A 24,384-nucleotide genomic window follows, 5' to 3' on the forward strand; every position below is an offset into this window, starting at 1 on the left:
ATATCCGGAGCCGCCTCAGGCCGGGACGGCGTCGGCGGCGCGGCGCAGCTCGGCGATGTCGATGCGGCCCATGCGCAGCATCGCCTGCACGGCGCGCTCCGCCCGCTCGCGGTCGGGGTCCTCGACCAGCTCGTGCAGCTCCACCGGGTCGACCTGCCAGGACACCCCGAACCTGTCGGTCACCCAGCCGCACGGGCCCTCCTGGCCGCCGTCGGACAGCGCGTCCCAGTAGTGGTCGGCCTCCTCCTGCCCCGAGCAGCGGATCTGGAACGAGATCGCCTCGCTGAAGCGGAACTGGTCGCCGCCGTTGAGGCCGATGTAGGGCTGCCCGTCGAGCGTGAACTCGACGGTCATCACGCCGCCCTCGGGGCCGGGCGTGTCCGGGCCGTACCGGGTGACGGTGCCGACCGCCGAGTTCGGGAACACCGAGACGTAGAACGCCGCGGCCTGCTCGGCGACGCCGTGGTCGAACCACAGGCAGGGGACGGTGGTGGGCATCGGACTCCTCCATCTCGCGGTCGTGCTGCGTGGGTGCGTACGGAGGATGGACGACGGCGCGGCCCCGGAATCATCGGTCGGCCGGGCGCCTTCCTCAGGAGCGGTGCACGTGGATGTCGCCGCCGGAGGTGCGGGCGCGCACCTCGACCGTGTCCTCCCCGGTGGCGGGGCCGTCGGTCGCGTCGAGGCCGTTGTGCACCTCGCCCTCGGCGGAGTCGAGGTCGAGCCAGGCGGCGGTGCCGCGGCGGATGCCGATGTCGAGCTCGCCGTAGGCGGTGGTCAGGGAGACCGTGCCGCGCACCACCTCGCCGATGCGGACGCCGCCGTGCGCGGTCCGGGCGTCGACGTCGCCCAGGGCGCGCTCCACGTCGATCTCCCCGTCGACGCCCACGAGCCGCAGCGCGCCGGTGACCTGGCCGACGGTGATCTCGCCGTCGGTGTTCCGGATGGTGGCGGCGCCCTCGACGGAGCCGACGCGGATGTCGCCGTCCCGTCCGGTGATCTCCGTGGTGCCGGTGGCGCGGTCGACGTCGATGCCGCCGCTCGACGCGGTGAGGTGCAGCGCCCCCGCCTCCTCCAGCTCGATCTCGCCGTCGGTGGTGCGCAGCCGGCAGTCCCCGAGGCGACCGGTGGCGCTCAGCCCGCCGCCGACGGTGCCGCGCAGCCCGGACCCGGCGGGGAGGTCGATCGTGACCTCGACGGAGCCGGTGCGGAACAGGTCGCGCAGCCCGCGGCGGCGCTGCGCGGGCACCGAGACGGTGAGGACGCCGTCGTCGAGCGTGATCCGGGCGCCCGCGGCGGACTCGGCGGCGACGGGGTCGGACGGGTCGCTCGCCCGCACATCGACCACGGTCTCGGCGCGCTCGCCCGCGGCGACCCGTACCTCCGCGGACGGGACGTCGAGCGCGACGGTGATCGGGCGGGGCGTGTCGAAGACGGGCATGGGGCGCCTCCTGGGTCTCGGCCGTGGCGGGTGGGGCTGCTAGCGGACCCAGCCGGTGTAGCGCTGGGTGCCGCGGTGCGTGCGGCGCTCGGGTTCGACGGCCGCGGCCGCGGCGCGGCCGAGCCAGGCGTTGACCGACAGGCCCTCGGCCGCGGCGGCCGCCTCGATGCGGGCCTTGAGGTTCTCGGGCAGCCGGAAGTTGATCCGGGCGGAGGCGGCGTCGTCGCCCGGTTCCACGGCCGGTGGCGCCACCGTGGCGCCAGATGGGGCCGTGACGACGAACGAGGGCTCCCGCCCGCGCAGGCGGAGGTCGACCGATCCGGGCGCCAGGTCGCGGGTGATCTCGGCCGCAGCCCCCGACAGGGCCTCGAGCAGCGTCAGGCGGACGGCGGCGTCGAGCGCGGCGGTGAGGCGCTCGGTCAGCGCCCGCGCCTCCTCGCCGCCGGCGTCGGCGACGACCGCGAGCTCGCGGCGCAGCGCGTCGACGTAGGGGGTGAGGTCCACGGCGCCATTGTGGCGCCTGAATGGCGCCATGGCAACCGGTGCTGCCGGCCCGCCACAGCGGTCCGACCCCCTCGCCGCCCCTCGCCGCCCCGCGCCGCCCCGCGTCCGGCGCGCGGATCCGGGTCCCGCGCGCCGAACCTGCTCCCGCGAGGCCCCTGGGGCGCGCGGGAGCAGGGAACGCGCGCGGGAGCTGACGTCGTGGAGCGCGGCCGCCTCGCCGTCGAGCCGCTGCCCGACGCGCTGGTGACCGTCGGCCTGTCCCTCGGCGTCCTGCCCGCGCAGCAGATCGCCCAACCCGCCCCGGCGTCCGCGGCGCGCTGCTGCTGCACGGCTGCGTCCCGCCGTCGGAGTTCGGGGGGTGGCTGCCCGGGCTCCCGGCGCAGGTCCACACGATGGAGGGCGACGAGCCGGGTGACGTCGACGTGGCCCGCGCGCTCGCCGCCGACGTCGCGGAGGTGGAGCTCCTCCTCCACCCCGGCGACGCCCACCTGTTCACCGACGCGAGCTGCCCGTGCACGACGCGGCGGCCACCGACCTGGTGGTGGAACGGGCGCTCGCGTTCCTCGCGCGGGTGGCTTGAGCCCGCGGCGCACCGGTCCCGTGCGCCGCACACCGGTTGCAGGTGGTGTGCGGAAGCAGAACCGGTGTGCGGAGGTCAGCTCACCGGCTGCACGGTGGCCTGGTGGAAGACCACGCGCCACGGACCGCCACCGCTCCGGCGCCAGAGCGAGCTGCGCAGCGCTGTGCGGTCTGCGCGGCGGGTGCGGTAGGTGAGCAGGACGACGTCGTCGGCGAGGCGGGTCGCGCACCACTCGTCGGCGACGACCGGGGGGCCGTCGTCGGAGGAGGCCATCATCGCGAGGATCGACGCCCGGTCCCACACGCGCCCGGACGCGCCGAACTCGCGGAAGTCCGGGTCGAGGAGCTCACCGGCGACCTCCGGCGCCCGCCGCACGGCAGGGTCGTGCAGCCGCCGCTCGCGAGCGATGACGTCCTGGAGGTCGGGGTCGTCGGTCACCACCGGATCGTCCCGTTCCCTGACCTGGTCGGGGTGGCGGGATTTGAACCCACGGCCCCTCGCTCCCAAAGCGAGTGCGCTACCAAGCTGCGCCACACCCCGTCGGCGCGAGTGTAAGCCGATCGCCGCACTCTCCGCCCCGCCGGTCGCTGCTCTGCGGCCGATACCGGACAGACCGGCACACAACACCCCTGAGCGGAGGAGGGGCGCTGCCGGGAACCGGCAGGGGAGGCGTCCGCTAGAGTGACGACGTCCGGTTCTACCGGGCACGCGGGCGTAGCTCAATGGTAGAGCCCTAGTCTTCCAAACTAGCTACGCGGGTTCGATTCCCGTCGCCCGCTCCACGTTCGACCAGGGCTCCCGTCCTGACCACGACGCTGCGGCCCTGCACGTGAGACGGGCCGTGCTCGGCGACTCACACAGCCTGGACTGACGCAGCCCGGTGGAGGGTTGCCATCCCACGCCGGGATGGAGATCATGCGCGCAGCCTCCACACCGGAGGTACCGCCCCGCCGGGGGAGCGTCGAGATGGACCGCGGAATCGTCGCCGTGACCGGAGCGACCGGTCGCCAGGGCAGTGCCGTTGCGCGGGCCCTGCTCGCCGACGGGTGGCGGGTGCGGGGGCTGACCCGCGACCCGGAAAGCGAGCGGGCCCGAGCGCTCGCGGTGCTCGGCGCCGAGATGGTGCCGGCCGACATGGAGGACCCCGCGGCCTTGGACCGCGCGTTCGCCGGCGTCCACGGGGTCTACAGCGTGCAGAACCCCCAGATCAGCGGCCTCGCGGGCGAGATCCGACAAGGCTGCAAGGTCGCCGAGGCTGCCGAGCGGGCCGATGTGCAGCACCTGGTGTACGCGTCCGCGGGGACGGGCGAGCGGGGCACCGGGATCGGGTCGTGGGAGTCCAAGCTCGACGTCGAGCAGCGCCTGCGCGAGCTCGAGGTGCCCGTCACGGTGCTCCGCCCGACCGCCTTCATGGAGCTGATGACCGACCCGGCGTTCTACCCCGCGGCGGGCGTCTGGCACGTCTGGCCCAGGATCGCGGGCGGCTCGTTCGAGGTCCTGTGGCTGTCCTGCCGGGACCTCGGGGTGATCGCCGCGAAGGTGTTCGCCGATCCGCAGCGCTACCTCGGAGGGGACCTGACGCTCGCCGCGGACCGCCGATCCCTCGACGAGTGCCGCCACATCTACGCCCGCGTGCACGGGCGGAACCCCCGACGCTTCCCGATGCCCGTCTGGATGCTCCAGCGGTTCTCGGCAGACACCGTCGCACTGTGGCGCTGGCTTCGAGCGACCGGTTTCGACGCGGATCTCGGCGTGGCCCGAGCCATCCATCCCGCCGCTCTCAGCGTGGAGGCCTGGCTGCACCAGCAGCGGGTGGAGCCGAACAACGCCTAGCCCCGACGCGCCGGGGATCGTGGCCACCCAGGAGGCGGCCCACCGGCGTGCGGTCGAGTGCACAGGCGCGGACCGATCGTGGCGGTTCGGCGCCGATGGTGAGGTCGCGGGGCTGATCCGGTCCTGCGGCCGCCCACCGTCGGACCTCGGCCCGTCCCCGACTTGCAGGAAAGCCACGTTCACGCAACGCCGTTGCGTGAACGTGGCTTTCCTGCAATGAGGACCGTCGACGCGGACTCACGCACGCGGGCCGGAGCCCGGCTCCGATGCGGAGTCGACGTGCTCGGACAGCACCGCGGCCACCAGCCGCGGGATCAGCCCGTCACCGAAGCGGTGCCCGAACTCGGCGTAGGACGTCAGCTCCCGCGCGACCAGTTCGCCCAGTGGGCCCGGGTACGTCCGCCGCGCACGATGGGCGGCCGCCAGACATCGAGCGCGGTCCCCGTAGTCGAGGGCGGGTGCGTCACCGGACAGCGGGGGTGGTGCCGGGAACAGTCTGATCGTCACCGCGTGCTCCTCGTCGGGCCGGCTCGGGCTCGGTCCGGGTGAGGTTAGGGCCCCGGCGTTCGCAGACCGTTCGCGTCGCGTCGCCCGTCCGCGGTGGCCGACGGGTCGACCTCCACGCCCAGCGCCGCGAGGTCGGAGCAGCACCGTGCGTGCAGCGTCCGACTTCCCTGGGCCGCGGCGAGGTCCACCGCGTGGCGGAGCAGGCCGACCGCGGTCGGACCCGACTCCAGCCCCGCCATCAGCCGGAGCACCTCCGGGAGCCACCACAGGTCGTCCCGCTGCTCGGCGCTCGACCGTGCGGCGTCGAGGACGGCCCGCGCGGCATCGCGCCGCCCGGCGCCGAGGAGCGTCTGCGCGAGCAGGGCCAGCCAGTACGGCATGCGGGTGTGCGCCCCCAGCGACCGCAGCCCGTCGAGCCCCTCCTCGATGCGCGCGGCTCCGGCCTCGCCCCCGGTCAGCCAGCCGTCGAGCATCGTGGCCCAGTGCAGGTAGTAGGCGAACCCGTAGCGCCGGCACAGCTCGAGCAGTTCGCCGACGACGGGCGCGAGGGCCACCGCGTCGTCGCGCAGCTGGTGCGTGAGACCGGCGTAGGCGAGGCACACGGCGAGGCTGAAGGGGTGGTGGGAGGCGCGTCCGCCCTCGACCGCGTCGGCGGACCGGAACGCCGCCTGCTCGTCGTCGCCGAGCAGCCAGTGGGAGTGCGCCGACCACGCCTGGGCGTGCAGGTCGGGACGCAGCCCGAGCAGGAGCGAGACCTCGTCGTCCAGCAGGGTGCGCGAGAGCTCGAAGTGCTCGACCGCGGTGGCCGGTAGCCCCAGGCTGGCGGCCGTTCCCGCGAACGCGTAGTGCGCCTGCCCGAGCAGCACGGGGTCCGCGACGCCGAGTTCGAGCGCCCGCGTCGCCAGCCCGTGCGCCTCGACGATGTGGCCCTGCACGAACCGCGCGCCGTACAGGCCGATCAGGCCGCGCAGCAGCGCCTCCGGCCGGTCGAGCCGGTCGGCGAGCCCGACGCAGCGTTCGAGCATCGACTGCAGCTCGTCGGAGGAGAACCCGCGGAGCGCGGCGAGCGGGGCCAGCATCGCCTGCAGGATCTCGAGCTCGCGCCCGTCGCGGTCGCGTCCGGCCCTGCGCCGGCCGAGGACGTCCAGGCAGCGCCGGTAGTGCCGGATCGCCTCGCCGTACGCGAAGACCTCCGCTGCGGTCCCGGCCGCGCGGACCGAGTACGACAGGGCGTGGTCGGGGCGCCCGCCGCGGTCGTACTGCTCGGCGAGCTGGGCGGCGACGTCGTCGAGGTGCCCCGCGTGCAGGACCTCCAGCCCCTGCGCCAGACGCCGGTGCAGCAGCCACCGGCGCGGTGGGCTGACCGAGGAGTAGGCGGCGTCGCGCAGGAGGTCGTGGGAGAAGTCGTACTCGCCGCCCTGCTCCCGCAGGATCCGGCGGCGCCACAGCTCGTCGACCGCCCGCACCAGCAGTTCGGGGTCGAGGTCGCACGCCTGCCCGAGCAGGTCGAGGCCGAAGTCCCGCCCCACCGCCGCGGCGAGCCCCGCCACCTGCCGGGCGGTGGGCGAGGCCTGCTCCAGGCGGCGCACCAGGACGGCGTCGAGGTCGGCGGCCCCCAGCGGCTGCTCCGCGCCCGTCGGGTCGTCCGGCAGGGTGCGGGCGGCCTCCACGACGAACAGCGGGTAGCCCCCGGTGGTGCCGTGCAGCAGCGCCTGCTCGCCGGGCCCGACCGGACGGCCCAGGACCGAGCGGGCGAGCTCGGCGGTGCCCGCCGGGTCGAGCGGAGCCAGGCGGAGCACCGTGGCACGCCCGTCCGAGCGCATCGACGACAGCATCGTGGAGGCGTCCTCGTTGTGCTCGACCTCCTCCGGTCGCACGGTCGCGGCGACCAGCAGGGGTGCGCGGCCGGCGAGACCGAGCAGGAAGGTCAACCACGCGGTGGTCTCCGGGTCGCACCAGTGCAGGTCGTCGAGCACCAGGAGGACGGGACGTTCCGCGGACAGCACGGCGCGGCCCAGCCCCTCGAAGAACCGGTGCCGCCGCCAGGCGTCCGCCGCGGCGCGGGATGCGCCCGCCGGGCGCGCGCGGACCGAGCCGGACCCCCGGCCCGGCCGGCCCGGGCGAGGAACGAGCCGGTCGACCTCGACCTGCCACACCGGGTCCAGCCGGCGCACGCCGTCCTGCAGCGCGCTGCTGCGCAACCACTCCGCCACCGGGGCCAGGGGCAGCCGCCCCGAGGTGCCGAAGCAGCGCGTCGTGGCCGCCGCGACGCCACCGCTGCGCAGGACGGCCGCCAGTTCGGCGACCAGCCTGCTCTTCCCGACGCCCGCCTCTCCGGCCACCGCCACGAGCCCGGCACCCCCGCCGCCGGCGGCGTGCTCCCACTGCCGCAGCAGGGACTGCAGCTCGCGGTCCCGGCCGACGAGTCCGGTGACCCTGCCGGGACGGCCCACCTCCACGGCGCGTGCCCGGGGTCCGGCGCCGTCGTCGAGCAGCCGGGCGACGACCGCGGTGGTCTGCGCCCCGGGCCGGACGCCGAGCTCCTGCTCGAGGACGGCGGCGCACCGGTGGTAGGTGCTGACCGCCGCCCCGACGTCCCCGGACTCCAGGTGCACCGCCATCAGGGCGCGGTACCCCGCCTCCTCGAGCGGCTCGAGCCGGATCCGGCGACGGGCGATCCGCACGGCGCCGGCCACGTCCCCGCACTCCCGCTCGGCCGCGATCGCGAGATCGCAGACCTCCAGGCAGTCCCGGCGCAGCCGTTCCCGTTCGTCGATCACCCACTCGTCGTCCATCGCGGGCAGGAGGTCGCCCCGGTACGCCTGCAGCGCCGCGTCGGCGTGGCTCCGCACGGCCTCCCGGTCCCCGGCCGACCGGGCCGCCGACGCCGCGTTCCGCTCACGGCGGAACACGAGGACGTCCACCCGGCACGACGGCACGTCGTGCCAGACGAGCGTCGTCGGACCGACCGCCAACGGCGCGTCGTCCCCGAGGGCCGCACGCAGGTCGTGCAACTCACGTCGCAGGTTCGTGCGCGCCTGCGCCCCGCCCGAGTCGGGCCAGAAGAGGACCGCGAGACGCTGCCGGAACTGCGGCACGTCCGCGTGGAGGACGAGGTGGGCCAGCAGCGCGATCGTGCGCGACGAGACCGGTCGGACGTCCGAGGCACGCCCTGCTGTGATCCCCTGATCCCCGAGCAGCCGGACCTCGAGCACGGTCAGCACCTCCACGCGGACGAGCCCCGGGTCCGGGAGCGTACTCCGCAGCCGCGGTGCCCCGGCTCCGTCCGATGCTGTCCGTACGGCAGCGGGAGATGCACACAACTGAGTTCATTTCAGGCCTTAGGGTGGAGGTGCACACCTGGCCTCGAGGAAGGATCCGCAGTGCTCGCGTACCGGATGGTGGAACCAGGCAGAGCCGCGCTCGTCGACGTCGGCGTGCCGGAGCCCGGTCCGGGACAGGTGCGGCTCGACGTGCTCGCGGTGGGGATCTGCCACTCCGACCTCCACGTCGTCGACCACGGCGCAGGTGCCGCGTGGGCGCTGCCGTTCACCCTCGGCCACGAGATCTGCGGCCGGGTGGCGGCGCTGGGTGCCGGGGTCGAGGGGCCGGCGGTCGGGGCCCAGGTCGTGGTCCACGCCCCGGTGGGCTGCGGGCGCTGTCCGCGGTGCGTGCAGGGCCGGACGAACTACTGCGACGAGCGCCGCACCCTGCCGGCCGCGGGCGTCGGGCTGGGGGTCGACGGGGGAATGGCCGCGGCCCTCGTCGTCGGGCAGGAGCGACTGGTCGCGGCGGACGGGCTGGATCCGGCACTGGCCGCCACGCTGACCGACGCGGGGCTCACCTCGTTCCACGCCGTCGAGGGGTGTCGGGACGCGCTCGCGGCCGCCGGGTCGGTCGCCGTCGTCATCGGGGTCGGCGGCCTGGGGCACCTGGCGATCGGGATCCTGCGCGCGGCCGGAGCGTCGCGCATCGTGGCCGTGGACACCCGGGAGGAGGCCCTGGACCTGGGACGGTGGGCCGGTGCTGACGTGGCCGTCGCTCCCGCGGGTGCCGAGGCGGCGGTCCGCGGCGCGTCCGGCGGGCGCGGAGCCGACGCGGTGCTCGACTTCGCCGCGGTCCAGTCGAGTCTCGACCTGGTGGCGGTGCTGCTGCGCACGGCGGGGGAGCTCGTCGTCGTCGGGAGCGGGGGCGGCGTCCTGCCGGTCACCAAGCCGGGTCCCCTGCCCTCGGGTGCGGGGATCCGGCTGCCGTTCTGGGGTTCGCGGAAGGAGCTGGTCGAGGTCGTCGAGCTCGCGCGGGCCGGGGCGGTCCGGGCCCGGACGCGGACCTTCGGGCTGGGGGAGGCCGAGGAGGCGTTCGACGAGCTGCGCCGCGGCGCGATCGTCGGGCGGGCGGTGCTGGTGCCGGACCGGGCCTGACCCCGTTCAGCGGGCGGACCAGCCCCCGTCGACGAAGACCTCGGAACCGGTCGTGTAGGCGGAGTCGTCGCTCGCCAGGAAGGCCACGGCGGCGGCGACGTCGGCCGGTCTCCCGAGCCGTCGCATCGGGGTGTTCGCCAGCATCGCCGCGTGCCGCTCGGTGCCGCCGAAGCGCTCCTGCAGCTGCGCCGTGCCGATGAACCCCGGGACGACGGAGTTGACCCGGACCCCGCGGGTGGCCCAGTGCAGCGCCGCGTTCATGGTCATCGCGCGGACCGCGCCCTTCGCCGCGGCGTAGGCGACGCTGTTCGCGAGGCCGCCGGTGGCGCCCAGGACCGAGGCGATGTTGACGATCGCGCCGCCACCGCTGCGCTCGATGAGCGGCCCCACGTGCTTCATCCCCAGCCAGGTGCCGGTCTGGTCGACGTCGACGACCTGGTCCCAGCGCGTGCGGTCCTCGTCCTCGACGGTCGCCAGGCTGCCGATCCCGGCGTTGTTGACCAGTGCGTGGATCGCGCCCCACCGCTCGTGCACCGCCGCGACCGTCCGCTGCCACCCGTCCTCGTCGGCCACGTCGAGTCCCAGCGCGACGGTCTCCCCGTCGAGGCGGTCGGCGAGCGCCGCGCAGGCCGCCGGGTCGAGGTCGGTCAGTGCGACCGAGGCGCCCTCGGCCGCCAGTCGGGTCGCGATCGCCGTGCCGAGGCCACCGGTGGCGCCGGTCAGCAGCACGCGTCGGTCGTCGAGTCGTCGCATGGAACTCCTTCGAACTGAGGTCAGTTCATCCTACTGCCGTCTTGTGGGGGACGCCACTCCGGCCTACGGTTCCCAACCTGAACTGAACTCGTCTCAGTTAAATCCTCTCCAAGGGAGTAGAGATGCTCGATCGACGCACAGGGGTGCTCGCGGTCCTCGCCGCGGTCCTCGCCCTGGTACTGGCCGCCTGCGGCGGCGGACCACAGTCCGCCGCTCCCGGTGACGACGGGTCCGGCCCGATCACGATCGGCGCCTGGATCCCGCTCACCGGTGCACAGGCCGCCTCCGGGGTGCCGCAGATGGAGGGGGCCAAGGCCTACTTCAGCTGGTTGAACGAGAACGGCGGCATCAACGGACGGCAGGTGGACTGGATCGTCAAGGACAACGCCTACGACCCGCAGCAGACCGTGCAGGCAGCGCGGGCGCTGATCGGGCAGGACGAGGTCGTCGCCATCGTCAACGCCAACGGCGTCGCGCCGTCCGAGGCGGCCTTCCCGTTCGTCCTCGAGCAGTCGGAGGTCCCGATCGTCGACCACTACGGCGGCATCGCCGCCTGGTACGACCCGCCGCGACCGCTGCTGTTCGGGACCCAGACGCTGTACGAGGACCAGGCCGCGGCGATGGCCCAGTGGGCCGTCGAGTCCGGCGCGCGCAGGCTCGTCGTGGTGCACGACGACCCCAAGGCCTTCGCGGACGTCGCCGCCCAGATCGGCCCGGCGGCGACCCGCGCGGACGGGTCCACGACCACGACCGCGGTGCCGGTCAAGCTCGGCACCACCGACTTCGCCCCGGCGGTCAGCCAGGTCGAGGCCGCGGGTGGCGACGCCGTGATGCTGATCCTCCCCGCCCCCGAGGCCGCGGCCTACCTCAAGGCGGCCCAGCTGCAGGGCGTCACGCTGCCCACCTACGGCTACTCGCCCACCGCGTCGAGCACGACCGTGACGCTGGCGGGCGCGGCGGCGGAGGGGTTCCGGGCGGTCTCGCTGGTGCGGGCGCCCACCGACCAGAGCCCGGCGATGCAGCAGTTCCGCGAGGTCATGGCGACCTACGCGCCCAGCCAGCCCGCGGACTTCTCCACGCTGCTCGGCTACGCGAACGCCGCCGTGTTCGCCGAGGTGGTGAAGACGATCCAGGGCCCGGTCACGGCCGAGTCGATCGTCGAGGCCTACCGCGGCGCCTCCGCCGTGGACACCGGGGTGGCCCCCACCATGTCCTTCTCCGCGGACCAGCACGTGGGCACCCGGGACGTGCAGCGGGTGACCGTCCGGGACGGGCAGTGGAACGCCGAGGGCGACTTCGTCAGCGCGCCGGACCGGAGCTGAGGCCGGTGGACGCCCACGAGGTGCACCCCGCCCCGCCCGCGGTGGCGCGCCGCCCGATCGCCGACCCGGTCTGAAGGAGGCCCACCGATGGAGCAGCTCTTCCTCGTCGTGGTGAGCGGTATCGCCAGCGGCGCCGTCTACGGCCTGCTCGGCCTGGGGCTGGTGATCATCTACCGGGCCACGGACGTGGTGAACTTCGCCCTGGCCAGCATGGCCACCCTCGCCGTGTACGTCGCGCTGATGGTCGTGGACCGCGGTCTCGGCGTGTGGGCGGGCCTGCTCGCGGCCGTGCTCGTGGCCGTCGTGGTCGGGCTCCTCGTGCGTGAGGTCCTGCTGCGTCCGCTCGGCTCGGGCCGGCTGTTCGCGGCGCTGGTCATGACGATGGGCGTCTCGCTCGTCATCGAGGCGCTGGTCAGCGCGATGTGGGGCACCGAGCCGCGGGCGTTCCCGCCGCTGGTCGCCGGCAGCGTCTCGTTCGGCTCCGCGGCGCTCGCGACCCAGGACCTGGTGGTGATCGGGGTGTCCGCCGCGGCGATGCTCGCGGTGGGCTGGCTGTTCACCCGCACCACGCTGGGGTCGGCGATGCGCGCCGCGGCGGAGTCGGCCACCACGGCCCAGATCATCGGTGTGCCCGCGCAGAAGGTGGCGCGGATCGCCTGGGCCCTCGGGCTCGGGCTCGCCGCACTCGCCTCGGTGCTCTACGCCCCCCGGGTGGGGCTGGCCCCGATGGTGCTGTCGGCGCCCCTGTTCCGCGCGTTCGCGGGGATCTTCCTGGGTGGCCTGACGAGCATGCACGGCGCCGTGATCGGCGGCGTGACCATCGGTGTGCTGGAGAACCTGGCGGCCTCGTACGTCTCGGCGAACTTCCGCGACACGTTCGTGTTCGCGCTCACCGTGCTGATCCTGCTGCTGCGGCCGCAGGGCATCTTCGGCACCCGCAGCTTCGAGAGGGTGTGACCGGCGTGCTCTGGTCATGGCGGCTCCTGGGCCGGGCGCTTCTCGCCCCGCTGGCCGCAGTCGTACTGGTGCTGGCCATCGAGGGCGGCGCGCTGCCCGCGTTCCAGGCCTACTCGGTGGCGCTGGCCGCGACCTACACGGTCCTGGTGCTGAGCGTCGGCCTCCTGGCGGGATGGGCGGGCATCTGGTCCGTCGGGCACCCGGCGCTCTTCGCGATCGGTGCCTACACCGTGGCGTACGGCTCGGCGCACGGCTGGGCGCTGGAGCCGACCGTCCTGGTGGCGATGCTGCTCGCGGGGGGCTGCGGTGCGTTCCTCGGCTTCGCGGGCGCCCGCTTCTCCGTCCTCTACATCGCCCTGCTGACCCTGGCGTTCAGCCTGGTGGCCCTGGAGGTCATCAACCGCTGGGTGGACGTGACCGGGGGGGACCAGGGGGTCGCGGTCGGGGAGCTCACCAGTGTGTTCGGCCTGGGAGTGTTGGGCGGCGGAGGCTCGGAGGCCGTCGTGGCGGCGATCCTCACCGCGGGCGTCGTCGTCGCCGTCGCCGTGCTCGCCCGCGGGACCAGCCTGCGGATGCGGATGATGGCGGCCAAGTCGCACCCGGTCGTCGCCCGCTCGGTCGGCATCGCGCCGGAGGCGCAGAGCGCCCTGGCGTTCGGCGTGAGTGGCGCCGTGACGGGGCTGGCCGGGGTGCTGCTCGGCCTGATCACCGGATTCGTCAGCCCCGAGACCTTCTCCCTGACGCTGGGCATCAACACGGTCGCGGCGGCGGTGCTCGGCGGCGTGGGGACGGTCGCGGGCGGCGTGTTCGGCGGGGTGTTCCTCGCGTTCGCGCCCTCCCTCGCCGATCTGCTCGGCATCGACCAGCTCATCCTGCAGGGGTCGCTGCTCGTCCTCACCCTGCTGCTGCTGCCGACCGGGATCGTCCCGGCGGTCGGCAGCCTGCTGCGCACGCTGCTGCGCCGACTGCGACCGGCCGCCGTGACGACGGCGCAACCTCCGCCGCCCCTCGACGGACCGCCGGTCCGGCGCACGCACGACGCGGTGCTCGAGGTGGGCGGTCTCGGGGTCGCCTTCGGCGGCCTGCAGGCTCTCGACGGCGTGTCCCTGACCGTGCGGCCCGGCGAGGTCGTGGCGATCATCGGACCGAACGGGGCGGGAAAGACGACGCTGGTCAACGCCCTGTGCGGGTTGCTGTCCGGCGGGAGGACGAGCGGGTCGGCGACCTTCGCCGGCGCGGACCTGCTCCGCGTCCGGGCGATCCGGCGCCGCGCACTGGGGATCGGCCGGACGTTCCAGCACGCCGAGGTCTTCGGCGAGCTGACCGTGGCCGAGAACCTCCTGTGCGCCACCCGGTGGGTCACCTCCGCCCGACGGCGCGAGGCGGAGGCGCTGCTGGCGCAGGTCGGACTCGCCGGCCTCGGCGGGCGCTATCCCGACCAGCTGCCGTTCGGTCCGCAGAAGCGGCTCGACCTCGCACGCGCGATGGCCGAGCGGGCGCGGCTGCTGATCATGGACGAGCCCTTCGGCGGGTTGGACTCCGCCGAGCGCGGCCTGCTCGCCGCGCAGATCGAGCGGGTGCGTGCAGCGGGGACCTCGGTGATCATCATCGACCACGTCCTGGAGGACCTGTTCGCGGTCGCCGACCGCGTGGTCGCCTTCGACTTCGGTCGGCCGATCGGGGAGGGCCCGCCGGCGGAGATCATGGCCGACGAGCAGGTGCGCCGCAGCTACCTCGGGGTCACGTCCGCGGAGCGCCCGCGCGCGCCCGCCCCTACGGGGGCCGCCCCGGTCCTGACGCTGAGCGGCGTGACCCGGCGCTACGGCGGGGTCACCGCTCTCACCGGGATCGACCTGGTCGTGCGCGGGGGCGCGATCCTCGCCGTGGTGGGCGCCAACGGTGCGGGGAAGAGCACCCTGGGCCAGATCCTGCACGGCACCCTCGCCCCGACCACGGGCGAGCGGACGGTCCCGGACCTGCTCCGGAGCAGCCTGGTCCCGGAGGGGCGGGCGCTCTTCCGGACCCTGTCGGTCCGCGAGAACCTCGAGGTCGCGGGCTACGCGGCCGGGGTGAAGGGCCGCGAGCTCCGGTCCCGGATCGACGACGCGGCCGGGTGGCTGCCCGAACGCGTCCGGACCCGGCTCGAGCTGCCCGCCGCCGCGCTGTCCGGCGGGGAGCAGCAGCTGCTGGCCGTGGCGCGCGCCCTGATCGCCGGACCGCGCCTGCTCGTGGTCGACGAGCCGGCCCTCGGCCTGGCGCCCGCGCTGGTGGACGAGGTCTACGGCCGGATCGCCCGGCTGACCGAGGACGGCGTCACCGTCGTCGTGCTGGAACAGCTCCTGACGCGCGCGCTGACGGTCGCGCACGAGGTCGTGGTGCTCCACGAGGGGGCGATCGGCGCGACCGGCTCGCCGGACGACCCGACGTTCGCCGGGCGCGCGGAGCGCGCCTACTTCGGGTCGTCGACGTCGGAGGACCCGGTGAGCCCTTGACAACGCCCGGATCTCCGCGAACTATCTGACTTGAATTCAGTTCAACTTGGAGGATGACATGGCTGCCGAAGACGACATCCAGTTCGAGCGGGACGGTCACGTCGCGCGCATCTGGCTGAACCGGCCCCACAAGCGCAACTGCATCACCGTGCCGATGCTGCACAAGCTCGACGAGTACATCACCGAGATCGAGGCCGACCCGGAGCTGCGGGTCGTCGTGGTCCGCGGGCGCGGCAACACCTTCTCCTCCGGCTTCGACCTCGACAGCCTGCAGGCGGAGTTCATCGGCACGAGCACCGCGATGGACGTCGCGGTCGTGTCCGCCAAGGTCTGCGACCGCCTCTACAACATGAGCAAGCCCTCCGTCGCTGTCCTCGAGGGCTACGTCACGGCCGGCGGCTTCGAGATCATGATCTCCTGCGACTTCGCGATCGCGGACGAGTCCGCCCAGATCGGCGACTTCCACATCCGCCGGGCGCTCTTCGGCGGCGCGGGCCCGATCTACCGGCTGCCCCGGATGCTCGGCATCCGCAAGACCAAGGAGCTCATGCTCACCGGCAAGCTGCTGTCGGGCAAGGAGGCCGCCGACTTCGAGCTGGTCAACGACAGCGCCCCGGCCGAGCAGCTGGACGAGACCGTCGAGGAGTTCATCAGCCACCTCACGGACAAGAGCCCGTTCCAGATGAAGCTGACCAAGATGGCGATCGACCGCGGCCTGGATGCGGACATCGCCTCGCTGATGGTGCTGGAGCACCTCGCGGTCGGCGTCACGCTCAACTCCCAGGACGCCGCCGAGGGTGTCGCGGCCTTCCTGGAGAAGCGCGATCCCAAGTGGACGGGCCGCTGACCGACGAGGTGACCGTGCCGGCCCGTCCTGGACGGGTGCGGCCCCGAGTGAGGGAGTGAGATGACCGAGACCGCGGTGGACGCCGTCGTCGACGCCGATCCGGTGCTCGCGACGCGCGTGCGGCACGCACTCGGCCTGCCGCCCGCGGATCGGCTGGCCGTGCTGGAGGGCGGGCGTTCGGGGCTGACCTACGAGATCGGCACGGGTGCGGACCGCTGCGTCGTCAAGGCGGTTCCGCCCGGGCGCCGGGCGCGCGGACGCAACGACGTCCTGCACCAGGCCGCGATCCTGACCGCGCTGGCGGGCTCGGCGGTGCCGGTGCCCGGCGTGCGGGCCGTGGACGCCGAGCCTCCCGCCTGGTTCGCCATGGAGTTCGCCCGCGGCGGCGCGGCGGAGCCGATCCTGCTCGTGGACGCCGAGACCGCGCCCGCGCTGGCCCGCACCCGCATGCTGGTGGCGGCGAGGGTGCTCGGCGCCCTGCACGCCGTGCCGCTCGACGCGGTGGAGCACGCGGTCGCCGCGAGCGGTCGCGACGTGCCGCCCGCGGCGGGCGCGGGTGCCGAGGTCGACCGGTGGGCGCAGACGATGCAGGCGGTCCCGGAGGACCTCCGGCCCGGTGGTGCCGCCCTGGTCGAGGAGCTGCTCACCACCGTGCCCGGGCCGGTGCCCGCGGTCGTCGTGCACGGGGACTTCCGGTTGGGCAACCTCCTGTTCGAGGGCGCGGACCCGGTCGCGCTGGTGGACTGGGAGATCTGGGGCGTCGGCGATCCCCGGGTGGACCTCGGCTGGTTCGGCGTGTTCACCGACGGCCGGCTGTTCCCGGGATCGGGCCGGGTCGTCGAGGGCCTGCCGACCGAGCGCGAGCTGGGCGAGGCCTACCGCGAGGCCCGCGGCGAGGACGGCGGCACCACCGCCGACGCCGCCTGGTTCAGTGCCCTGGGCCGGATGAAGATGGCCGCGATCATGGGGCACAACCTCCTGCGGCACCGGACCGGGGCGCACCACGATCCCGTGCAGGAACAGCTGCCGCCCGCCATCGCCGCGTTGATCGCCGACGGTCGACGGCTCCTGGCGGAGGGCCTCCGATGACGGGGACCGCCGCATCGGTCGACCCGGCCGGACTGTTCGACCTGACCGGGCGCACCGCGCTCGTCACCGGGGCGTCGTCCGGACTGGGGGAGCGGTTCGCCCGGGTGCTCGCCGCGGCAGGGGCGACGGTGTGGGCCACCGCCCGTCGCAAGGAGCGCCTGGAGCGGCTGGCCGCGGAGGTCACGGGGGTGCGCCCGGTGCCGTGCGACGTGTCGTCGGAGGCGGACCGGGCGGCGCTGGTCGAGCGGGTGGTCGAGGCGACCGGGCCGCTGGACGTGCTGGTCAACAACGCGGGGACCGGCAGTCCGGCGAAGCCGCACGCCGAGTCGTCGAGCCAGTTCGTCGACGTCCTGGGCACCAACCTCGTGGCGCCCTTCCACCTGGCCCAGCTGGTGGCCGCGGCCTCGGCCGGGCGGCCGCTCTCGATCGTCAACGTGGGCTCGATCGTGGGGCTGGTGTCCACCGCCCCGCGCGGCGGGGCGAGCTACGCGGCGAGCAAGGCGGGCCTCATCGGGCTGACCCGGCAGCTCGCCGGGCACTGGGGCCGGGACGGCGTGCGGGTGAACGCACTGGCTCCCGGCTGGTTCCGGACGGAGATGAACGACGCCATGTTCACCGACGACGCGTCGAACCGGTGGATCGAGCGCAACACCATGCTGCGCCGGCCGGGGGACGCGGGCGAGCTCGACGGCGCGCTGCTCTTCCTCGCCTCCGCCGCGTCGACCTACTGCACCGGACAGGTGCTCGCCGTCGACGGGGGGTGGACGGCGCGATGACCGCCGAGCAGACGCCCGCCGAGTACGCGGACACCGCCCGGAAGTGGCTGACCGAGCAGCTCGCCCCGCGCGAGGACGATCCCCGCGGGTCGGTGGCCGTCTTCCACGATCTGCCCTTCGACGAGGAGAAGGCCCTGATCGGCCGCATCCAGGGGTGGCTGAGCACGCGGTTCGACGCCGGGTACGGCGCGATCTCCTGGCCCGCGGACCAGGGCGGCGCCGGGCTGTCGGCGCTGCACGAGGAGGCGTACGCCGAGGTCGAGCGGGAGTTCGCCCACCCCGGCCAGCACGAGCTGACGTCGGTGTCCACGGAGCTGATCGCGCCCACGGTGCAGCTGTTCGGGACACCGGAGCAGAAGGAGCGGCTGGTCCGGCCGCTGCTGCGCGGGGACGCGCTGGCGTGCCAGCTGTTCTCCGAACCCTCGGCCGGGTCGGACCTGGCCGGGCTCTCGACGCGGGCGGTCCGCGACGGCGACGGGTGGGTGGTCAACGGGCAGAAGGTGTGGAGCTCGGGCGCCCAGTTCGCCGGGTGGGGGGAGCTGATCGCGCGGACCGATCCGGACGTGCCCAAGCACCAGGGGCTCACCGCCTTCCTGCTGCCGATGGACACCCCGGGGGTGGAGGTGCGGCCGCTGCGCCAGATGTCGGGCGGGACCTCCTTCTGCGAGGTGTTCCTCGACGACGTCCGGATCCCGGACTCCCTGCGCCTGGGCGAGGTCGGCGGCGGCTGGGGCGTCACGCTGGCGACCCTCGGCTTCGAGCGCGGGTCGTCCGGGGCCAACCTGGACCTGGGCGGCGGCTACGCCCAGCTCCTCTCCGACGCCCGGCGGACGGGCCGCACCCGCGACCCCGACGTCCGCCGGGTGCTGGCGGAGGTGTGGGTGGCCGAGAAGGTCGCGGCGCTGTCGGCGCAGCGGGACCGCGAGACCCGGCTGGCCGGGGGTGAACCGGGGCCCATCGGGTCGCTGCGCAAGCTGGACTGGGCGCAGCGGCTGAAGCTGGTCTCCGAGGCGGCCGCCGTGGTGCTGGGGCCGCGGCTGGTGGCCGATGCCGGGGACGGGACCTATCGCTGGATCGAGCACTACCTGGGCGCACCGGGCTACCGGATCGCCGGGGGCTCGGACGAGGTGCAACGAACGATCATCGCGGAGCGCCTGCTGGGGCTGCCGCCGGAGCCGCGCGCCGACCGGGGCGTGGCGTGGAAGGACATCCCGAGATGAGCACAGTGTCATCAACACCGTGGCATGAGGACAGTGTCATGAGGACGGGGTCGTGAGCACGGTCGACGAGGCCGTCGCCGCCGTCCGGGCGACGCGGCGGCCGCTGGCAGGACGGACGGCGCTGGTCACCGGCGGATCGCGCGGGCTGGGCCGGGAGATCGCGATCGCCTTCGCGGCGGCCGGTGCGGACGTGGCGGTCGTGTCCCGGAAGAAGGACGCCTGCGAGGCCCTCGCCGAGGAGCTCGCCGCGGCCACCGGGCAGCGGGTGACGGCGCACGCCGCGCACGTCGGGGACTGGGACCGGTTGGGCACGCTGCTCGACGAGGTGGAGCAGGACCTGGGCCCGGTGGACGTGCTGGTGAACAACGCCGGCATCGCGCCCACCTACCCGTCGCTGCAGGAGGTGTCCGAGGAGCTGTTCGACAAGGTGTTCGCCGTCAACGTCAAGGGCCCGTTCCGGCTGCTGGCCGTGGCGGGAGCCCGGATGGCCGCGCGGGACGGCGGGGTCATGCTGAACATCTCGTCGATGGGCTCGCAGCGCCCCACCGCGGGCGACCTGCCCTACACGGCGGCGAAGTCGGCGTTGAACACGCTGACCGCGGGGTTCGCGCAGGAGTACGGGCCGAGCGTGCGGGTGAACACGATCCTGGCCGGGCCGTTCGCGACGGACATCAGCAGGGCGTGGGACCCGGCCGCGGTGGAGCGGATGGCACGGGACTGGCCGTCGAGGCGGGTGGGGCAGCCGTCGGAGATCGCCGGCGCGGCGCTGTACCTGTGCGGGCCGGACGCGGGCTACACGACGGGCGCGCTGCTCGCCGTCGACGGTGGAAGGCTGGCCGCGCCGTGATCGCCGGGAAGCAGACCGTCGACGACGCGCTGTTCGTCGAGACGGCCGAGGGGCCGGCGCTGCTGGGCAGCCGTTGCACCGACTGCGCGGCGTACACGTTCCCCCGCCAGGGCGGGTGCCCGCGCTGCACCGGATCGTCGATGCGGGAGGTGCCGCTCTCCCGGACCGGGACGCTGTGGTCCTGGACGGTGCAGGGCTTCCGCCCGAAGACGCCGTACACCGGGACCGAGGCCTACGAGCCCTACGGCGTGGCCTACGTGGAGCTGCCCGGGCAGCTGATCGTGGAGGCCCGCCTCGTCCAGACCGACCCGCAGCAGCTGGAGATCGGGATGCCCGTTGAGCTGACGCTGACCCCCTTCCGGGACGACGAGTCCGGCCGGCCCGTGCACACCTTCGCCTTCGTGGGGGTGGCGGCATGAGCGAGGTCGCGATCGTCGGGATCGGCATGCACCGGTTCGGACGCGCCGACGGGGTGTCGGGACGGGCCCAGGCCGTGCACGCGGCGCGGGAGGCGTTGCGCGACAGCGGGTTGCGCTTCTCGGACATGCAGTTCGGGTTCGGCGGCTCGCACTCCGCCGGGGACGCGGACACGCTGGTCTCCGAGCTGGGGCTGACGGGGCTGCCGTTCATCAACGTGGCCAACGGCTGCGCCACCGGCGGGTCCGCCCTCATCGCGGCGGACGCGGCGATCCGCTCCGGGCAGCACGACGTCGGGATCGTCATCGGCTTCGACAAGCACGCCCGGGGCGCGTTCAACACCGACCCGGCCGAGCACGGCATCGGGGCCTGGTACGGCGAGACCGGGTTGATGGTCACCACCCAGTTCTTCGGGATGAAGATCCAGCGCTACCTGCACGACCACGACCTCGGGCCGGGCGTGCTGGCGACGATCGCGGAGAAGTCCTTCCGCAACGGCGCGCGCAACCCGATGGCGTGGCGGCGCAAGGAGATCGACGCCGCGGAGATCGCCGCGGCCCCGATGATCTCCGACCCGCTCACGCAGTACATGTACTGCTCGCCCGGCGAGGGGGCGGTCGCGCTGGTCCTCTGCCGCGCCGACCGGGCCCACACGTACACCCGGCATCCCGTGTTCCTGCAGGGCGCGGCGTTCCGCAGCCGGCGGTACGGCTCCTTCGAGGTGTTCTCGCCGTGGCTCGCCACCGACCGCGCGGACTCGCCGACGGTCGAGGCGTCGGCGGCGGCGTTCGCCGCGGCCGGGATCGCCCCGTCCGAGGTGGACGTGGCGCAGATCCAGGACACCGAGTCCGGCGCGGAGCTGATGCACATGGCCGAGACCGGGCTGTGCGCCCACGGCGAGCAGGAGGAGCTGATCACCTCCGGGGCCACCGCCATCGAGGGCCGGCTGCCGGTCAACACCGACGGCGGCTGCATCGCCAACGGCGAGCCGATCGGCGCGTCGGGGCTGCGGCAGGTCTACGAGAACGTGCTCCAGCTGCGCGGGGACGCGGGGGAGCACCAGGTACCGGGGGACCCGCGCGTCGGGTTCACCCACGTCTACGGGGCGCCGGGCATCTCCGCCTGCACCGTCCTGACCCGCTGAGGGGGCGCGAGAAGATGAGCTGGGGATTCGAGAACGACCCCGAGGTCCAGGAGGAGCTCGACTGGGTCGAGGCGTTCGTCCGGGACGAGATCGAGCCCGTGGACCAGGTGGTCGAGCACGCGTGGAACCCGCGCGACCCGGTGCGCAACGCGGTGATCAAGCCGCTGCAGCAGCGGGTCCGCGAGCGGAAGCTGTGGGCCTGCCACCTGGGCCCGGAGCTGGGCGGGCCCGGGTACGGACAGCTGCGCCTGGCGCTGCTGAACGAGAAGCTCGGCCGGACCCACTCCGGCCCGGTCGTGTTCGGCTGCCAGGCCCCGGACTCGGGCAACGCCGAGATCCTGGCGCACTACGGCACGGACCACCTCAAGAAGACCTACCTCGAGCCGCTCATCGAGGGCGAGATCGTGTCGTGCTTCTCGATGACCGAGCCGCACGGCGGATCGGACCCCACCGGGTTCCGCACCACCGCGGTCCTCGACGGCGACGAGTGGGTGATCAACGGCGAGAAGTGGTTCTCCTCCCACGCGCTGTGGGCGGAGTTCCTCATCGTCATGGCGGTCACCGACCCCGACGCCCCGCCGCACCAGTCGATGTCGATGTTCGTCGTTCCCGCCGACACCCCCGGCATCGAGCGCGTCCGTGACGTCAGCGTGTGGGGGCACGACGAGCCCGTCGGCACCCACAACTACCTGCGGTACACCGACGTCCGGGTGCCCGCGGAGAACATCCTCGGTGAGCGCGGCCAGGCCTTCGCCGTCGCGCAGACCCGCCTCGGCGGCGGCCGGATCCACCACGCCATGCGCACCGTCGGGCTCGTGACCAGCGCCTTCGAGATGATGAAGCGCCGTGCCGTGTCGCGCTCGAGCAGGGGTGGGCGGCTCGCGGACAAGCAGCTGGTCCAGGAGATGATCGCCGACTCCTGGATCCAGATCGAGCAGTTCCGGCTGCTCGTGCTGCGCACGGCGTGGCGGATCGACCGGTACGACGACTACCGCCGGGTCCGCGCCGACATCTCGGCGGTCAAGGCGGCGATGCCGAAGGTGCTGCTCGACGTCGCCGGCCGGGCGATCCAGATCCACGGCTCGCTGGGCATCTCCAAGGAGCTGCCCTTCGGCAAGTGGGTCATGGAGTCCTTCCACATGGGACTGGCCGACGGCGCCACCGAGGTGCACAAGGTCAACCTGGCCCAGTTCCTGCTGCGCGGTACCGAGCCCGATGATGGTCTGTTCCCGCCCTACATCCTCCCGACCCGCCGGGCCGAGGCGCAGGAGCGCTTCGCCGAGGTGCTCGTGGCGGCCGCCGACGACGGGGAGGATCCCGCATGAGCCTCCGACTCACCCCGGACGCCGATGCCGAGGACCTGCGCGAGGTCGTGCGGGACTTCCTCGCCCGGCACGGGGACACCGAGACGGTGTTCCGCGGGATCGGGAGCGGCGGCTGGGACCGGGAGGCGTGGCGCCGCTTCGCCGGCGAGCTCGGCGTCGTCGGCCTCGACGTCCCCGAGGAGCGCGGGGGTGCGGGCGCGACGTTCCGCGAGGTCGCGATCGTCGCCGAGGAGCTCGGACGGTCCCTCGTGCGGCTCCCGTGGTTCTCCACCGCGGTGCTCGGAATCGGGGTGCTGCTGCACGGCGACGCGCCCGACCTGCTCGCGGAGCTGGCCTCCGGGGAGGTGACCGCGACACTGGCGCACCTCGAGGGCTTCGACGGCTGGGACCCCGACACCGTGCGCACGGTCGCCGAACCCGACGGTGCCGACGGCTGGCGGCTGTCCGGGACGAAGACGCTGGTGGTCGAGGGGGACACGGCGGACGTCCTGTTCGTCGTGGCCTCGATCGAGGGCGCGCCCGCGATCTTCGTCGTGGACGACGGCGCGGAAGGGCTCGTGCGCAGGCCGCTGCCGAGCCTCGATCCCACCCGTCCGCTCGCGGAGCTGCTGCTCGACGGCACACCGGCCGCGCTGCTCGTGGGGGGTGCGCGCTCCGTCGTGCCGAAGGTCCTCGACCGGGCCCGGGCCGCGCTCGCCGCCGAGCAGGTCGGCGGAGCCGCGGCCGCACTCGACATGACGGTCCGCTACGCGGGGCAGCGCGTCCAGTTCGGCAGGCCGATCGCGACCTTCCAGGCCGTCAAGCACCGGTGCGCGGACATGGCGGTGCAGGTGGAGGCCGCGCGGTCCGCCGCGGCGTGGGCCGCGGCGGCGGCCGCCGACGACGTCGGCGAGCTCCCGGTCGCCGCGGCGACCGCGGCGCTCGTCTGCGGGCACGCCTACACCTGGGTCGCGGGCGAGACCGTCCAGGTGCACGGCGGCATCGGGTTCACCTGGGAGCACCCGGCCCACCTGCACGTCCGCCGGGCGGCGACCGGTGCCGCCCTGTTCGGCACCGCCGCGACGAACCGGGACGCGGTGCTCGACCACCTGGGGGTGTGAGCGTGCCCGGCAGCCCGCGCCGAGGTGAACCCGGTTCGGGTCCGACGGCTACCCTGGCCCTCGTAGCGGCCCGAGGGAGTGGTTCAGTGAGCATCGAGGCGTTGACCGACGCGTCGGACGGTCCGCGGTCGAAGCGGCCGGCGATCCTGGCCGCGGCCGTGGAGTGCTTCGGCGAGGTGGGCTACGAGGCCACGAAGTGGTCCGAGGTGGCCGACCGGGTGGGGATCGGGCAGACCGCGCTCTACCACTACTTCGAGTCCAAGGCCCACTGCCTGCTCACGATCATGCGGCTGGGCCTGCGCAACTCCGACGCCGCCTTCCGGCGGGCCACCGAGGACTCGCCGACCGCGCTGGCGGCGCTGCGCGCGGCGGCGGGAGCGGCGTACGCCCTCTCGCCCCAGGAGGTGCAGCAGAACCGGATCCTGCAGGCGAACATCGCCCTGCTGGCGAATCCCCGTTCCTCGGAGCGGGAGGAGACCGAGCGGCAGGCGTGCCGGGAGCTGGTGGCCCGTGTCGAACGCAACTGGGTCGACCTGATCGAGCGCGGCACCCGGTCCGGGGAGTTCCCCGCGCACGACCCGGTCATCATGTCGCGCACCCTGCTCGGACTGCTGGTGAGCGTGTGGCGCTGGTACCGGCCGGGCGGACCGCAGCCGTTGGCCGCGGTGTCGGAGTTCGTCGTGGGCTGCTGCGTCCGGATGGTCGCGGGGGAGCTCCCCGCGACGGACGCCACGGCCGCCGCGAGCTGAGTCCCTTGTCCCACGCGGTGGGGGGAACTACAGTAGGCACATCGAACTGAACTCAAGTCA

At 74.1% G+C, this 24,384-nt stretch carries 22 protein-coding genes and 2 tRNA genes; 16 read left to right on the forward strand and 8 right to left on the reverse strand.

All coding sequences use genetic code 11. The features are described from left to right. Positions 1-15: 15 nt before the first annotated feature. From HOP40_RS15835 to HOP40_RS15855, 5 genes are all read right to left on the reverse strand, one after another. On the reverse strand, positions 16-498 hold the full coding sequence (locus HOP40_RS15835) for a VOC family protein (protein ID WP_172159314.1): 483 nt from the start codon (positions 496-498) through the stop codon (positions 16-18). Positions 499-592: 94 nt separating this feature from the next. After that, positions 593-1,441, reverse strand: a complete 849-nt coding sequence (locus HOP40_RS15840) for a DUF4097 family beta strand repeat-containing protein (RefSeq protein ID WP_172159316.1) — start codon at positions 1,439-1,441, stop codon at positions 593-595. Between the two features lie 39 nt (positions 1,442-1,480). Beyond that, positions 1,481-1,945: a toxin-antitoxin system HicB family antitoxin gene (locus tag HOP40_RS15845; RefSeq protein WP_172159318.1), complete on the reverse strand. Its 465-nt coding sequence runs from the start codon at positions 1,943-1,945 to the stop codon at positions 1,481-1,483. Between the two features lie 655 nt (positions 1,946-2,600). Beyond that, the gene (locus HOP40_RS15850) at positions 2,601-2,963 is read right to left on the reverse strand and encodes a nuclear transport factor 2 family protein (RefSeq protein WP_172159320.1); all 363 of its coding nucleotides are present in this window, start codon (positions 2,961-2,963) and stop codon (positions 2,601-2,603) included. Between the two features lie 25 nt (positions 2,964-2,988). After that, positions 2,989-3,065: transfer RNA gene (locus tag HOP40_RS15855), tRNA-Pro, on the reverse strand. A 168-nt stretch (positions 3,066-3,233) separates the two neighbouring features. On the opposite strand from HOP40_RS15855, the gene HOP40_RS15860 reads away from it, so the two are divergent. Together HOP40_RS15860 and HOP40_RS15865 are read left to right on the forward strand one after the other, a co-directional pair. Next, positions 3,234-3,307, forward strand: a tRNA-Gly gene (locus tag HOP40_RS15860). Positions 3,308-3,491: 184 nt separating this feature from the next. Further along, on the forward strand, positions 3,492-4,358 hold the full coding sequence (locus HOP40_RS15865; protein WP_172159323.1) for an NmrA/HSCARG family protein: 867 nt from the start codon (positions 3,492-3,494) through the stop codon (positions 4,356-4,358). Between the two features lie 237 nt (positions 4,359-4,595). Here HOP40_RS15865 and HOP40_RS15870 read toward each other — a convergent pair whose 3' ends face one another. Further along, positions 4,596-4,865, reverse strand: coding sequence for a hypothetical protein (locus HOP40_RS15870; RefSeq protein WP_172159325.1), 270 nt, complete (start codon positions 4,863-4,865; stop codon positions 4,596-4,598). 44 nt (positions 4,866-4,909) lie between these two features. Next, complete coding sequence (locus HOP40_RS15875) at positions 4,910-8,080, reverse strand: AfsR/SARP family transcriptional regulator (protein ID WP_172159327.1); 3,171 nt, start codon at positions 8,078-8,080, stop codon at positions 4,910-4,912. A gap of 168 nt (positions 8,081-8,248) precedes the next feature. Between HOP40_RS15875 and HOP40_RS15880 the strand changes: the two genes are divergently transcribed. Then, positions 8,249-9,286, forward strand: coding sequence for an alcohol dehydrogenase catalytic domain-containing protein (locus HOP40_RS15880; protein WP_240157703.1), 1,038 nt, complete (start codon positions 8,249-8,251; stop codon positions 9,284-9,286). A gap of 6 nt (positions 9,287-9,292) precedes the next feature. Here the strand turns inward: HOP40_RS15880 and HOP40_RS15885 are convergent, their stop codons facing one another. Further along, entirely contained in the window at positions 9,293-10,039 is a 747-nt protein-coding gene (locus tag HOP40_RS15885) for an SDR family NAD(P)-dependent oxidoreductase (RefSeq protein WP_172159329.1), read from the reverse strand. Between the two features lie 122 nt (positions 10,040-10,161). On the opposite strand from HOP40_RS15885, the gene HOP40_RS15890 reads away from it, so the two are divergent. The 13 genes from HOP40_RS15890 (at position 10,162) to HOP40_RS15950 (ending at position 24,324) form a co-directional block, all read left to right on the forward strand. Then, on the forward strand, positions 10,162-11,361 hold the full coding sequence (locus HOP40_RS15890) for an ABC transporter substrate-binding protein (protein ID WP_172159331.1): 1,200 nt from the start codon (positions 10,162-10,164) through the stop codon (positions 11,359-11,361). A gap of 87 nt (positions 11,362-11,448) precedes the next feature. Next, positions 11,449-12,318: a branched-chain amino acid ABC transporter permease gene (locus tag HOP40_RS15895; RefSeq protein ID WP_172159333.1), complete on the forward strand. Its 870-nt coding sequence runs from the start codon at positions 11,449-11,451 to the stop codon at positions 12,316-12,318. Between the two features lie 5 nt (positions 12,319-12,323). Beyond that, a complete protein-coding gene (locus HOP40_RS15900; protein WP_172159336.1) occupies positions 12,324-14,810 on the forward strand; it encodes an ATP-binding cassette domain-containing protein in 2,487 nt (828 codons plus the stop codon). Positions 14,811-14,868: 58 nt separating this feature from the next. Beyond that, a complete protein-coding gene (locus HOP40_RS15905; RefSeq protein ID WP_172159337.1) occupies positions 14,869-15,657 on the forward strand; it encodes an enoyl-CoA hydratase/isomerase family protein in 789 nt (262 codons plus the stop codon). 60 nt (positions 15,658-15,717) lie between these two features. Beyond that, positions 15,718-16,746 carry a phosphotransferase family protein gene (locus HOP40_RS15910; RefSeq protein WP_172159339.1) on the forward strand — a complete coding sequence of 343 codons (1,029 nt, stop codon included), beginning with the start codon at positions 15,718-15,720 and terminating at the stop codon, positions 16,744-16,746. Continuing rightward, entirely contained in the window at positions 16,743-17,522 is a 780-nt protein-coding gene (locus tag HOP40_RS15915) for an SDR family NAD(P)-dependent oxidoreductase (RefSeq protein WP_172159341.1), read from the forward strand. Before HOP40_RS15910 ends, HOP40_RS15915 begins: the two co-directional genes overlap by 4 nt. Next, positions 17,519-18,742 carry an acyl-CoA dehydrogenase family protein gene (locus HOP40_RS15920; RefSeq protein WP_172159343.1) on the forward strand — a complete coding sequence of 408 codons (1,224 nt, stop codon included), beginning with the start codon at positions 17,519-17,521 and terminating at the stop codon, positions 18,740-18,742. The genes HOP40_RS15915 and HOP40_RS15920 overlap by 4 nt, the downstream gene beginning before the upstream one ends. Positions 18,743-18,794: 52 nt before the next feature. Further along, on the forward strand, positions 18,795-19,589 hold the full coding sequence (locus HOP40_RS15925) for an SDR family NAD(P)-dependent oxidoreductase (RefSeq protein ID WP_172159345.1): 795 nt from the start codon (positions 18,795-18,797) through the stop codon (positions 19,587-19,589). Beyond that, positions 19,586-20,008 carry a Zn-ribbon domain-containing OB-fold protein gene (locus HOP40_RS15930; protein ID WP_172159348.1) on the forward strand — a complete coding sequence of 141 codons (423 nt, stop codon included), beginning with the start codon at positions 19,586-19,588 and terminating at the stop codon, positions 20,006-20,008. Before HOP40_RS15925 ends, HOP40_RS15930 begins: the two co-directional genes overlap by 4 nt. Beyond that, complete coding sequence (locus tag HOP40_RS15935) at positions 20,005-21,150, forward strand: thiolase family protein (protein WP_172159349.1); 1,146 nt, start codon at positions 20,005-20,007, stop codon at positions 21,148-21,150. Before HOP40_RS15930 ends, HOP40_RS15935 begins: the two co-directional genes overlap by 4 nt. 14 nt (positions 21,151-21,164) lie before the next feature. Continuing rightward, positions 21,165-22,475 (forward strand): acyl-CoA dehydrogenase family protein, encoded by a 1,311-nt coding sequence (locus HOP40_RS15940; protein ID WP_172159350.1) that lies wholly within the window; start codon positions 21,165-21,167, stop codon positions 22,473-22,475. Next, positions 22,472-23,575 carry an acyl-CoA dehydrogenase family protein gene (locus HOP40_RS15945; RefSeq protein WP_172159351.1) on the forward strand — a complete coding sequence of 368 codons (1,104 nt, stop codon included), beginning with the start codon at positions 22,472-22,474 and terminating at the stop codon, positions 23,573-23,575. The genes HOP40_RS15940 and HOP40_RS15945 overlap by 4 nt, the downstream gene beginning before the upstream one ends. An 86-nt stretch (positions 23,576-23,661) precedes the next feature. Beyond that, positions 23,662-24,324 (forward strand): TetR/AcrR family transcriptional regulator, encoded by a 663-nt coding sequence (locus tag HOP40_RS15950; protein WP_172159353.1) that lies wholly within the window; start codon positions 23,662-23,664, stop codon positions 24,322-24,324. The last annotated feature ends 60 nt before the right edge of the window (positions 24,325-24,384 follow it).

This window comes from Pseudonocardia broussonetiae, from assembly GCF_013155125.1.
GTDB classification, from domain to species: domain Bacteria; phylum Actinomycetota; class Actinomycetes; order Mycobacteriales; family Pseudonocardiaceae; genus Pseudonocardia; species Pseudonocardia broussonetiae.

Coding starts and splice junctions, on each gene's coding strand:
- HOP40_RS15865 (WP_172159323.1), top strand. CDS start 3,492: ATGGACCGCGGAATCGTCGCCGTGACCGGAGCGACCGGTCGCCAGGGC.
- HOP40_RS15885 (WP_172159329.1), bottom strand. CDS start 10,039: ATGCGACGACTCGACGACCGACGCGTGCTGCTGACCGGCGCCACCGGT.
- HOP40_RS15935 (WP_172159349.1), top strand. CDS start 20,005: ATGAGCGAGGTCGCGATCGTCGGGATCGGCATGCACCGGTTCGGACGC.
- HOP40_RS15920 (WP_172159343.1), top strand. CDS start 17,519: ATGACCGCCGAGCAGACGCCCGCCGAGTACGCGGACACCGCCCGGAAG.
- HOP40_RS15890 (WP_172159331.1), top strand. CDS start 10,162: ATGCTCGATCGACGCACAGGGGTGCTCGCGGTCCTCGCCGCGGTCCTC.
- HOP40_RS15945 (WP_172159351.1), top strand. CDS start 22,472: ATGAGCCTCCGACTCACCCCGGACGCCGATGCCGAGGACCTGCGCGAG.
- HOP40_RS15895 (WP_172159333.1), top strand. CDS start 11,449: ATGGAGCAGCTCTTCCTCGTCGTGGTGAGCGGTATCGCCAGCGGCGCC.
- HOP40_RS15915 (WP_172159341.1), top strand. CDS start 16,743: ATGACGGGGACCGCCGCATCGGTCGACCCGGCCGGACTGTTCGACCTG.
- HOP40_RS15835 (WP_172159314.1), bottom strand. CDS start 498: ATGCCCACCACCGTCCCCTGCCTGTGGTTCGACCACGGCGTCGCCGAG.
- HOP40_RS15905 (WP_172159337.1), top strand. CDS start 14,869: ATGGCTGCCGAAGACGACATCCAGTTCGAGCGGGACGGTCACGTCGCG.
- HOP40_RS15940 (WP_172159350.1), top strand. CDS start 21,165: ATGAGCTGGGGATTCGAGAACGACCCCGAGGTCCAGGAGGAGCTCGAC.
- HOP40_RS15910 (WP_172159339.1), top strand. CDS start 15,718: ATGACCGAGACCGCGGTGGACGCCGTCGTCGACGCCGATCCGGTGCTC.
- HOP40_RS15840 (WP_172159316.1), bottom strand. CDS start 1,441: ATGCCCGTCTTCGACACGCCCCGCCCGATCACCGTCGCGCTCGACGTC.